The sequence below is a fragment of the Candidatus Clostridium radicumherbarum genome, from assembly GCF_045310525.1.
In the GTDB taxonomy this organism is placed as follows: domain Bacteria; phylum Bacillota; class Clostridia; order Clostridiales; family Clostridiaceae; genus Clostridium_AT; species Clostridium_AT radicumherbarum.
Map to the genome: position 1 here is coordinate 189069 of NZ_JBJHZY010000004.1, position 12643 is coordinate 201711.

Consider the following 12643-nt stretch of genomic DNA (forward strand, 5'->3'; position numbering starts at 1 on the left):
TTAATATTTATTTTTTAATACTATTTAACTAATAACTTACATATTCATTAATAATTCTTTGCTCTTCCTCTGTTATATGAAAAAGTGAGTAAAGATACTCATCCGTATCGACCTTTATGCTTTGCTTGTTTGGTATTCTAAGTTTCATTAAATTATTTGGATAATAATCATATAAATCTTCACCTAGCTTTTTAGCAAAGGTTTTAAAATAATATTCATAGAGCTTACTATTTAACAGCTTTAGAATATCTTCATAGCTGTAACCATTATTCTTTTTTAGAACAAGGCAATAAATATCTGCACTAAAATAACTGCCTGTGTCAAAGGCAAATCTATTATTACTTGATTTATATGGGAAAACTATTTTCTCTCCCTCAAATATACTTTGAGTTCTCCCCCATTGAAGCTGATACCAGCTTCGTAAACCTTTCATACACTCTCTTCTTTTCATAAGTCTTTCTTTAAAGGGTAAAATGTGATTAATAGAATTTTTGCATTTTTCTTCGTCCTGTATTAAATCTGAGTAAATTATAAACTTTCCAGTTTTCTTTACTAGATTTTTTTCTATAGAGGAACTTTTAATCCAAGGTCTTATAATATCTGTTTCTAGAGCTTCTTCCTTTATATTCTTCTCCTCAATTATAAAGGCTTTATCGCAGCCTGTTATTATTCCTTGATAGCTGTCACATATATTGCCTAAACTTGTATCACAAGTTTCTTCTATTTTTTTTATTATATTTCTTTCTGATTCATTTCTAAGTATCCAGCTGGTATTTTTTAATTCACTTTTCTTTATATAAAAAGTATTATAATTTTTGCTTTTATTTTCTAGAAAACCTGAGTAAAATAAGTCTTGTTTTTTTACTATTGGCTTTATTACCTGGACTTCATTATTTTTTCCTTCTTTAGTAATAAAAATAATAACCGGATCAACACCAGTATTTTTAAAAGGTCTAACACCATAAAAATCCACAATTTTTTCTATTGAACAGATTTCCTTAAGATATAATCTTAAATTTTCACCACTTGGAGATTCTAGAAAATACCTTGAGGTAATAAAGGAAAGTTTTCCTAAACTTTTAAGCTTTTCTATGGCCGCACCAAAAAAACAATAGGAAACATCACCTTTGTCCTTGTAAATCTCATAATACAAATTTTTTAATTTTAGTGAGTAGTCTTTATTAATAGACTTTTGCCCTATGTAAGGTGGATTACCAATTATAATGTCATAACTCTCCTGCAACTCATCTACTAAAAAATCATTTATATTAAAATTATTGCTGCTTATAAATTCACATTCAACAAGTAAATCTAAATTTAGTATTTTTAATGCAAAAGGATCAATATCAAAGCCAAATAAATTATTACTAATAATGTGCATATTAATACTAGCTTCACTTAATTTTAGATTATTTTTGTTATTAATTTCATCTAAATTTTCTAAGTAGATTGCCCTTAAATATTTGAAACAAGGAATAATAATATTACCGCACCCGCAGGCTGGGTCTAATATCTTTAAGAAGGGATTTTTAATAATATTTTCTGCTTTTATTGTATTTTCTATAATATATTTAGCTATGACTTCTGGAGTATAGACTAAACCTTTTTCCTTTTTATCCTGGTGATGGCTAAAATAGTAATCTCCAAAGCGTTCTATTTTACCAATATTTAATTGTTTTTTGCAATTATTAATTGCTTCAAGTTTGTAAATAATATTTATAGGCTCATTAATAAGGCTGAATAAATCATTAATTATTTTAATAAAATCATTAGACATTAGCGTATCTCCAAAATATTTATATGCAATACAAAAAGTATAACATAATCAAATTACTTAAGATAGAAAAAAATCGGAGGAAAAAATCTAAAAGAGAGGAGAGGTTATGTTTTACTGCGATTTTCATAGCCAAAAGTAAATATGCTAAAAAAAGCCATATGCTTATCACTAGCTTTTCCACTATCCTTAAACATCTTTCCAATTAATAATAATATTAAAGATATCTTTTCAAAAGCCAATGAAAATAAAGCTTATAAGCTGGAAAGTTTTAAAGAGAACCTTCAAGTTGATGATTTAGATAAGAATTCAATGAACAATCATATGAATAAGAATTTAAATAGTTATTTTGAAAAGAGAGTAGTTGTAGATGATTTAAAGCTTAACACAACAGAGAGAAATTGGTTTTTTCAGCCTAAAAAAGATGGTTCACCTTCTGGAGAACCACCTGATGTATTAGAACTATTAAAAAAATATTCAGGGTATTATCTTGGCGATACCTCAAAAAAGATAATATACTTAACCTTTGATGAAGGCTATGAAAATGGTTATTCAGCTAAGATACTTGATTCCTTAAAAGCCAATGATGTAAAGGCTGCATTTTTTGTTACCACAGACTATATAAAGAGGAATCAGGATTTAATTAAAAGAATGACTACTGAAGGGCACTTAGTTTGCAACCACTCTACTACTCACCCTTCTATGGCCCAAAGTGCCATTAAAGATAAAGCTAAATTTGAAAAGGAATTTACTATTTGTGAAATGGCCTTTGAAGAAGTAACTGGAACAAAAATGCCAAAGTTTTTCAGACCTCCAATGGGTAAATATAGTGAATTATCATTATATTACACTCAAGCCTTAGGTTACAAATCTATATTTTGGAGTTTTGCCTATAAGGATTGGCTTCCAGATAATCAGCCATCAATAGAAGCTGCAAGAAAAATAATTATGGAAAGAACTCATAATGGCGGTATCTTCCTTTTACATGCTGTTTCCAAAACAAATGCCACTATTATGGATTCTATTCTAAAGGAATGGAAAGCAAAGGGCTTTGAATTTAAAACCTTAAATGAGCTACCTTAGCTATTCTATCCTTTAGCTAAAATTGGTCCTTGTAACCTATGAAGTAAATGGCAATTAGTAAAGAAATAAAAAATGTTACATGAGTTCACAGCGATTAGCTCATGTAACATTTTTAGATATTGCAGCTTTTTACATTAATTTATAGCTTTGAATTTACTACTTCCATTATTTTTTCTTTTCTTATAAGTCCTTCTTTTATAAGGCTATTGCATTTATGAGCTACCTCTGCCTTATAGCTTTCATCCTTAACTGAAGATAAGTTTATTTTAACATTTAATACAGCACTTTCTATGGCAGTTTGTAATAGAAGTGCTGCTACACCTGCATCAGATATGGCATTTTTATTCCCATAGGCTGCAGCAATTTCAACATACTTATAGATATCAAATGCCTTTTTAGCTACCTCAAAGGGTATTTCAAGTGCTTTTACATAACCTTCATTTATTTTTTTTAGCCTATATTCCTTCTCTTCTTCAGTGTTTTTAGGGAGCTTAAAGGCATCCATTAACACTAAAAATTCTTCTGCATCCTTTTCCATAAACATAAGGAATTTATCCTTCTGAGCTTTAACTTCCTCTAAACTACTGTTTATTAGGTTCTTCTTATCTTCATCATATTCATTATAGACCTTTTTTCCTATGGTTAAATTAAAAACCATAGAACAAAGTGCACTGCCTAAGGAAGCTGCAAGAGCTGCTGCACTCCCACCTCCAGGTGCTGGAGAATTAGAGGCTAGTTCATCTGCAAAACCTTTTACTGTTAAACTTTGAAGCATATTTAAACACATCCTTCTATAATTTTTCCTTCATTTACAACTACTTTACCATTTTTTATAACTGTTTGTACAGCATTGAGTCCAAAATGATAAATTAAATAGTTTAAACTTTTGCTATTAAAGATTACCATATCTGCTTTTTTTCCTACCTCAAGACTTCCTATTTCCTTTTCTCTGTCAATGGCACAAGCAGCATTTATAGTCATTGCATTTATTATTTCCTCTGGTAAAAGTCTCATTCCAAAACATGCAAAGGTCATTATAGCTTGGAGTGATTCAGTTGGTGAGGTACCTGGGTTACAATCTGTTGCAAGTGCAATTGGCACCCCAATTTCTATCATTTTCCTCGCATCAGCAAACTTATTTAACATAAGATAAAAGGAGGTAGCCGGAAGAAGTACAGCAACAGTACCACTGCCTGCCATTGCCTTCATGCCATTCTCTGATGCCCCTACTAAATGCTCTGCAGATGCTGCCTTAAGTTCCGCAGCAAGCTCTGCTCCTCCAATTGGTTCGATTTCGTCTGCATGAAGTTTAACTCTAAGTCCATTTTTTATGCCTGCCTTTAATATTTCTCTACTTTCCTCTACTGTGAATACCCCTTCCTCACAAAAACAGTCAATAAACTCTGCTAATCTTTTACTGCTTACATAAGGAATAACTTCATCAATTATTAGCTTAATATAAGCCTCCCTATTTGCTTTAAATTCCTCTGGAACTGCATGAGCACCTAAGTAGGTAGATACTATATCAATTGGATGTCTTTCATTTAAGGCTTTATTAACTTCTAACATCTTCACTTCATCCATAAGGTTTAAGCCATATCCAGATTTGCTCTCAATGGTAGTAGTTCCATGTGTTAGCATTAAATTAAGTCTTTTCATAGTTACGTCAGTAAGTTCCTCTAAGGAAAGCTCTCTAGTTTTTCTAACAGTACTTAAAATCCCGCCGCCATTATTTAAGATTTCAATATAGCTTACTTTATTTAGCTTTAGAGGAAGCTCCTTTTCTCTTGAACCACCGTAAACCACATGAGTATGGCTGTCAACTAAACCTGGAGTTACAGTTTTCCCTGATCCATCTATTATGGTATCTTCTGGTTTAATAATGCTTAAATACCCATCTCCGCTGCCTATTTCTTTAATAAGTTCATCTTCAATAACTACATAGCCGTTTTCAATTAATCCTGCATTTCTTAATTCCTCTTTAGTTTTTTTAAAGCTTCCTCTGCAAGTAACCAAGCAATCAATATTTTTAATTATCGTTGCCAAGCAATCACCACCTAATTATTAAATTGAAGAATTACTCCCATACTCTCTTTTCGAGTATTTGCGCCATTGAGAAATTTTCCACCTGTAAATAATACTCTGCTGTATTTATTAGTGCTGCCATAGGTACAAGACCTATAATTTCACTTCCCACAACTGATACCCCGTATCTTTTAGCTTCCATCTTAACCATTTCAAAGGCTCTATATACGGCAGTTTTTTCGTAATTTACTAAATTCATAGAAACTTGAACTATATTTCTATCCTCCAGCTTAACACCCATGGCCTTAACGTATCTTAGTCCCCCACCAATATGTCTTACAATTTTAGCTATACTATCAGCAATTTCTATTTTATCTGTAGCTAAATTTACATTAAAGGCTACTAATGGAACTCTTGCACCTACAGCAGCGCAGCCCCCTTTGACGTTAACTTCTGCTGGGCCGAAATCAGGCTTCCATTCCGCCTTTTTTATCTTTTCAAAAAAGCCTTCGTATTGACCTTTTCTTACATTTGCTAGGTTTTGTCTATCTGAAGAACCTGCAGCATCTTCATATAAATAAACTGGTATATTAAATCTATTTGCTATTTCTTCCCCAACTTTATTTGCAATAGCAATGCATTCTTCCATAGTTACTTCACTTACTGGTACAAAGGGAACTACATCTAATGCTCCCATTCTAGGATGACCACCCTCATGCTTAGTCATATCTATAAATTCATAAACTCTTGAAGCCATGTCTATTATAGCATTTTGAAGGGCTTTTGGTTCTCCTATTACAGTAACTACCGTTCTATTGTGATCACTATCTGAGGAATAGTCTAAAAGCTTAACTCCCTCTTTTCCTCTTAAGGTATCTACAATTTTTTCGATAACTTCTTTATTTCTTCCTTCGCTAAAATTAGGAATACACTCAACAATCTTGCTCATTTTTGCCATCCTTTCGGTAATAGAAATCCAGCTTCATAATCAATTTTACTAGTTTAATACAGAAACTTAAGCTTTGAAGCTGGATATCTTTAATTATTTTTTAAGCATTGGTATTTTTATATCCTTATGTTCATTTACAAAATTTATTGCCTCTTCGTAACCTGCATCTGCATGTCTTAATACACCCATTCCAGGATCTGTGGTTAATACTCTTCTTATTCTTTCTTCTGCCTCTTTACTTCCATCAGCAACAATTACTTGACCAGCATGCTGTGAATAGCCTATTCCTACTCCACCGCCGTGATGGAAGGATACCCAGGTAGCACCGCCAACAGCATTAATTGCAAAGTTTAATAGTGCCCAGTCAGAAATGGCATCAGAACCATCCCTCATTCCTTCTGTTTCTCTATTTGGGGAAGCAACTGATCCACAATCTAAATGATCTCTTCCAATAACTACTGGAGCCTTTATCTCGCCGCTTCTTACCATTTCATTTATTGCTAAGCCAAACTTAGCTCTCTCACCATAACCAAGCCAGCATATTCTTGAAGGAAGTCCTTGGAATTCTATTCTTTCCTCAGCCATATTAATCCATCTAGCCAAGTGCTTATCTTCTGGGAAAAGTTCTAGAACTTTTCTGTCTGTTGCATATATATCTTCTGGATCTCCTGATAATGCAGCCCATCTGAAAGGCCCTTTTCCTTCACAGAACAGCGGTCTTATATAAGCGGGCACAAAACCTGGAAAATCAAAGGCATTCTTTACTCCTTCTTCTAGAGCAACTTGTCTTATGTTATTACCGTAATCAAAAACTTCAGCACCCTTATTTTTAAATTCAAGCATGCACTTAACATGAACTGCTATGCTCTTTCTTGCTTTTGCTATATATTCTTCTGGATTTTCTTTTCTAAGTTTAAGTGCCTCTTCAAAGCTCATTCCACCTGGAACATAGCCTCCTAAGGTATCATGGGCAGAAGTTTGATCTGTAACTATATCAGGCTGAAAATTCATTTCAATAAGCTTTGGATATACATCGCTGCAATTTCCAAGTAGAGCTATTGATAATGCTCTCCCTTGCTCCTTTGCCTCTAATGCCATCTTAACAGCCTCTTCTACGCTGTCAGTCATAATGTCAACATATCTGGTATCTAGCCTTCGTTGGATTCTATTTCTATCTACTTCAACGCAGATGGCCACTCCTTCATTCATGGTTACAGCAAGTGGCTGAGCTCCGCTCATTCCTCCAAGACCGCCAGTTAAGGTTATAGTACCTTTTAAGCTGTCGCTGTATTTTTTGTGGGCTATTGCTGCCAATGTTTCATAAGTCCCTTGTAATATACCTTGTGTGCCTATGTAAATCCAGCTACCTGCTGTCATTTGTCCATACATAGTAAGTCCTTGTCTCTCAAGCTCTCTGAAATACTCCCAATTTGCCCAATGTGGTACTAAATTGGAATTAGCTATTATTGCTCTTGGGGCATCCTTATGAGACTTAAACACTCCAACAGGCTTACCAGATTGAACAAGCATTGTCTCATCATCTTCTAATTCCCTTAGAGTCTTAACTAAGGCATCAAAACATTCCCAATTTCTAGCTGCTCTTCCGGTACCTCCATAAACTATAAGATTATCTGGGTCTTCTGCATTTGCAGGGTCTAAGTTGTTCATTAACATTCTAAGTATAGCTTCTTGCTGCCATCCCTTGCAGCTTAGCTCTGTTCCTCTTGGTGCTGTAATTGTCCTTTTCATATATATCACTCCCATATTCTAAAATTCTATATTAACAACTTTTTCAACTGCATCTAATAATGAGCCATCATTAATAAGTTCGGTACATTTATCTAGTTCTTTGTACATAACCTTGTCCTCTTCGATAAAGGCTATTTTTTCTCTTACCTTTTTATAGGCCTCATTAGTTCCACTTCCAAGTTTAAAGTTTTCTCTAAAATCAATAGCCTGACAAGCTGCCATAAGTTCAGTAGCTAATACTCTTTTAACATTTTGAGCAATTGTTAAGCATTTTCTAGCTGCAATTGTGCCCATGCTCACATGATCCTCTTGATTTGCTGAAGAAGGTATAGAATCCACAGAAGCTGGATGTGCTAATACTTTATTCTCTGAAACCAAGGATGCAGCAGCATATTGTGTTATCATAAAGCCTGAATTTAACCCTCCCTTTTTAACTAAAAAAGCAGGTAAATCATTTAACTGGTAATTTATTAATCTTTCAAGCCTTCTTTCGGAGATATTAGCAAGTTCAGCAACTGCAATGCCTAAAAAATCAAAGGCCAATGCCATAGGTTGTCCATGGAAATTACCTCCTGAAATTACGTCTCCTTCTGTAGTTACTATAGGATTATCAGTAGCAGAATTTATTTCAATTTCAACTTTTTCCTTAACATAATTTAAGGCATCCTTGCTAGCACCATGTACTTGAGGTACACATCTTAAGGTATAGGCATCCTGTACCCTTAATTCTCCTTGTTTTGTTATAAGACTACTTCCATTTATAAGCTTTAGAATATTATTAGCAGTAACCATTTGACCCTTATGAGGCCTAATGGTATGTATTTGAGGGTAAAATGCATTTTCTATACCTCTTAATGCTTCCATAGTAAGAGCAGCTGTTAAATCACTTGCTTTTATTAATTTTATACTTTCAATTAATGCAATGCTTCCAACAGCAGTCATAACCTGGGTTCCATTTATAAGTGCCAGGCCTTCCTTAGCAGTAAGCTGAACTAAATTTATGTTTGCCTTTTCCATTGCAGCCTTTCCAGATAAAATTTCCCCATTATATTCAGCTTCACCTTCATAAAGCATAGGTAGTACCATATGTGATAGTGGTGCTAAATCCCCCGAAGCACCAAGTGAGCCTTTTTCAGGAATACATGGATGCACTTTTTTATTAAGCATTTCAATTAATGTTTCTAAAGTTTCAAGTCTTATTCCTGAGTAGCCTTTAGAAAGGGCATTCGCGCGTAGCAGCATTATTGTCCTGACTATTTCCCTTGGAAATAAGCTGCCATAACCGCAGGCATGGGATATAATTAAATTTCTTTGAAGAGTTTTACAATCTTCATGAGTTATAGTAACATCTGAAAACTTGCCAAAACCAGTTGTTATTCCATAAACTACCTTGCTGTTTTCCACTATGTCATCAACAATTTTTCTAGATTCAATAACTCGTTCTTTTGCCTCACTGCTTAAATTAACCTCATAGCCCTTATAAGCTACATTTACAATGTCATCAAGTGTAAGACTATTACCATCAATAATAACTTTCCCCATATTCTTCACCCACCAATAAAATTAATTTTCTTACTATTACTAATATTCTGCATTTCTTTTAAATTACCTTCAAATTTTTGCATTAGAATTGTCTGAATTTATTTTATCAATTAGTATTTTAGCATGATAATACGCTTATAAAAGCCCCAAATAACTAGCTTTATCTTTTTAGTATAAAAAAATAAGCCATAATCAAATATTTTGACTATGACTTATAGTAATCTAATTAACCATTTATTTTTTTTACAAATTCAACTAATTTTGTTGCTACATACTCTGCATCTTCAAGTGTAAGCAGTGAGTATAGCGGTAAGGATATTTCATTTTTGTACTGCTCATAAGCGTTTGGATAATCTTCTACTTTATAGCCTAAGTTTTTGTAAGCTGTAAACATAGGTAGTGGCATAAAATGAACATTTGTTGCTATATCTATTTCTCCCATTTTTTCTATTAATAAGTCTCTCTTTTCTTCTGTAAAGCCCTTAATTCTTAATGGATATAGATGATAGCAGGTTTCTGTTCCATTGTAAGCTTTGAATGGAAGAACAGCCCACTCCTTTTCTCCAAGTATTTTATTATATAACTCAAAAATGTTTTTTCTCTTTACAAGCATGTCATCAAATCTTTCAAGCTGCACAATTCCTATGGCAGACATTATATCAGTCATATTACACTTTAATCCATCTGTTAAAATATCATATTTCCATGCTCCAGCTTTCATCTTTGATAGTGCGTCTTTTGTTTGACCTTGTAGTGAGGTATATTTTAGTTCCTTATATAAATTCTCACGGCCTAAGAAGTTATTATCATTAAATGTCACACAACCGCCTTCTGCAGTAGTAAGATTTTTAACTGCATGGAAAGAAAATACATGAAAGTCCATTTGACCTCCAACCTTCTCTCCCTTATATTTAGCTCCAAAGGAATGTGCTGAATCAGATATAAGAACTATGTCTTCTCTTTTCTTAGCTCTAAGTACGGCTCTTACTGCATCGTAATCTACTGGAACTCCAGCAAAATCTACTGTCATTATAGCCTTTGTATTAGGAGTTATAGCATCATAAATCTTTTGTTCATCTATTAAAAAGCTGTCTTTCTTAACATCTACAAATTTTGGTTTAATTCCTCTATGTAATACAGCATTAGAGGTAGCAGCATAGGTATAAGGTGTTGTAATAATTTCATCCTTACCACCTAAATTAAGTATTTTTAATATTAATTCCAGGCCCGCAGAATTACTATTTAGTGCCACTGCATGGTTTGTGCCACAATACTTTGCAATATTATCTTCGAACTTTGCTGTCTTAGGACCTGATGTTATCCAACCTGACTTCATAACTTCGACTACAGCATCTATTTCTGCTTGTGTTATGTCTGGTGGTGAAAATGGTATTACCTTATTTTGCATGATGAGCCTTCCTTTCAATAAATATTATTTTGCATAGAATTTTTTAATAGTCTCAGTTACAAAATCTATTTCTTCAGTTGTTATTTCTGGGTATATTGGAAGTGCAATAATTTGCTCAGACACTCTCTCAGCTACAGGGAAATCCCCTTTCTTATAACCAAGATATTCAAAACATTTTTGCATATGAAGTGGCATTGGATAATAAATGCTGTAACCCACTTCATTTTTCTTTAAATACTCTGCAAGACCATCTCTATTTTCAACTAGTATATTAAATACGTAGTAAACTTGTTTTTGACTTCCTTTTACCTTTGGAAGTCTTACAAAATCACAATCTTTTAATCTTTCTATATATAAATTTGCAGCATCTTCTCTTTTCTTTATAGCATTGTCTATGTATTTTAACTTTACTGATAAAACTGCTGCCTGAATGGAATCTAGTCTTGAATTATATCCTATATGATCATAATGATATTTCTTTGCGGCTCCATGAACTCTATAGCTTTTAGCTAGGCTCGCTAAGTTCTCATCATTAGTTACTATCATTCCGCCATCTCCGTAGCCACCTAAGGTCTTAGTAGGGAAGAAGGAATAAACTCCAAAGTCTCCAATGCATCCAGAATGCTTATATTCATTACTATTACCTTTCCACTGCATCCCAAAAGCTTCTGCAGCATCTTCTAGAACCTTGAAATCATACTTCTTTGAAAGGTTCATTATCTTATCCATATCAGTCATTTGATCAAATAAATGTATAGGAAGAATACCTGCAGTATTATCATTTATTTTTTCTTCAATTTTACTAACGTCAATGCCGAAGGTTTCTTCATCAATATCAACAAATACAGGTTTTCCATTATGTTTTGTAATGCAGGAGGTGGACGCTAAGAAAGTAAATGGTGATGTAATTACTTCCTTTCCATTACTAAAACCAAGAATGTCAGATGCAATTACAAGAGCATCTGTACCTGAGGCAACACCTATTGCATATTTTGCACCAGTATAATCCTGAACAGCTTTTTCAAAATCACTAACTGTATTTCCAAGGATAAAATTACCCTTTTCAATTACTGACTGAATAGCATTATCAAACTCAGCTTTTTTTTCATGGTATTCCCTTTGAGAGGTATAAAAATTAACTTTCATACATAGTCTCCTTTATTAATAAAATTATTTAACTTCTTCTGCTACAATAACCTTAACTCCAAGTTTCCTTATCTTTTCGATTTCTTGTTCAGAGGCTTCCCAATCTGTAACTATAAGATCTAAGTCCTTTATATCTAATGTTTTTGAAAAAAATTCATTACCAATCTTATCAAAATTAATTAGACAAATCTTTTTGCTTGATACCTCTGCTACTGTTCTCTGAAAAATAGCTCCTTCAGGAGTAGAACTGCTTAACCCATGTTTCGAGGATAGACCCCCTCCTGTTAAAAAAGATACATCAATTCTTAAATTTTTTACAAATTCCGTTGCTAAGGCATCTACAATACCTTCTTCATGTTTTATTTTACCGCAAACAATATAAGTTTCTATGTTGCTGTAGCTTTTAAGTTTTTCTGCAACCTTTAAAGAATTTGTAACTACTGTATATACTTTATCTAATGGAAGATACTTTAATAAAATATAGTGTATACTGGCCCCGCCAATATATACAGTATCACCTTCCTCAATAAAGCTTGCTGCAAGTTTTGCAACTGAATTTTGATGTTCAGTTCCTTCACCATACCTAATTTTCTCGTCGATAGGTAATCTTCTTACCTTGGAAACTGATATTGCACCACCATGAGTCTTTTTGATAAGACCTTCATCTTCTATAATCTTAAGGTCTCTCCTTATGGTATCGATTGAAACATCAAATTCTTCAGCCAAATCCTTTACAAATACTCTTCCAGTTGATTTAACCTTAGTTAATATTTTTTCTCTGCGTTCTTCAGCAAACATATAATAACTCCTTTCCATTGTCAGTGGAAAATATCTACAAGAAATATTATATCACTTTTATGCTGTTATGTTAATATTTTTTTGCTGTTTTTCGCATTTTTATGCATTTTATTTTAAAAAATCTATTTATATATAAAAAATGTACTCAATGTGATAAGTATTTTAGTGT

10 protein-coding genes are annotated in these 12643 nt (G+C 33.1%); 1 reads left to right on the forward strand and 9 read right to left on the reverse strand.

What is annotated here, in order from left to right:
• Window positions 1-28: 28 nt before the first annotated feature.
• Entirely contained in the window at window positions 29-1777 is a 1749-nt protein-coding gene (locus ACJDUH_RS16940; protein ID WP_406766390.1) for an Eco57I restriction-modification methylase domain-containing protein, read from the reverse strand.
• A 141-nt stretch (window positions 1778-1918) separates the two neighbouring features.
• Between ACJDUH_RS16940 and pdaA the strand changes: the two genes are divergently transcribed.
• A complete protein-coding gene (gene pdaA, locus ACJDUH_RS16945) occupies window positions 1919-2857 on the forward strand; it encodes a delta-lactam-biosynthetic de-N-acetylase (RefSeq protein WP_406766391.1) in 939 nt (312 codons plus the stop codon).
• A gap of 139 nt (window positions 2858-2996) precedes the next feature.
• Here the strand turns inward: pdaA and ACJDUH_RS16950 are convergent, their stop codons facing one another.
• From ACJDUH_RS16950 to ACJDUH_RS16985, 8 genes are all read right to left on the reverse strand, one after another.
• Window positions 2997-3632, reverse strand: coding sequence for a cyclodeaminase/cyclohydrolase family protein (locus ACJDUH_RS16950; protein WP_406766392.1), 636 nt, complete (start codon window positions 3630-3632; stop codon window positions 2997-2999).
• A gap of 2 nt (window positions 3633-3634) precedes the next feature.
• Complete coding sequence (hutI, locus tag ACJDUH_RS16955) at window positions 3635-4903, reverse strand: imidazolonepropionase (RefSeq protein WP_406766393.1); 1269 nt, start codon at window positions 4901-4903, stop codon at window positions 3635-3637.
• Between the two features lie 31 nt (window positions 4904-4934).
• Window positions 4935-5831: a glutamate formimidoyltransferase gene (gene ftcD / locus ACJDUH_RS16960; protein WP_406766394.1), complete on the reverse strand. Its 897-nt coding sequence runs from the start codon at window positions 5829-5831 to the stop codon at window positions 4935-4937.
• Window positions 5832-5924: 93 nt separating this feature from the next.
• Window positions 5925-7580, reverse strand: coding sequence for a urocanate hydratase (hutU, locus tag ACJDUH_RS16965; protein ID WP_406766395.1), 1656 nt, complete (start codon window positions 7578-7580; stop codon window positions 5925-5927).
• Between the two features lie 18 nt (window positions 7581-7598).
• Window positions 7599-9122 (reverse strand): histidine ammonia-lyase, encoded by a 1524-nt coding sequence (gene hutH, locus ACJDUH_RS16970; protein WP_406766396.1) that lies wholly within the window; start codon window positions 9120-9122, stop codon window positions 7599-7601.
• Between the two features lie 226 nt (window positions 9123-9348).
• Entirely contained in the window at window positions 9349-10530 is a 1182-nt protein-coding gene (locus ACJDUH_RS16975) for a DegT/DnrJ/EryC1/StrS family aminotransferase (protein ID WP_406766397.1), read from the reverse strand.
• A gap of 24 nt (window positions 10531-10554) precedes the next feature.
• Entirely contained in the window at window positions 10555-11676 is a 1122-nt protein-coding gene (locus ACJDUH_RS16980; protein WP_406766398.1) for a DegT/DnrJ/EryC1/StrS family aminotransferase, read from the reverse strand.
• Window positions 11677-11700: 24 nt separating this feature from the next.
• A complete protein-coding gene (locus tag ACJDUH_RS16985) occupies window positions 11701-12474 on the reverse strand; it encodes a DeoR/GlpR family DNA-binding transcription regulator (RefSeq protein ID WP_406766399.1) in 774 nt (257 codons plus the stop codon).
• Between the last annotated feature and the right edge of the window lie 169 nt (window positions 12475-12643).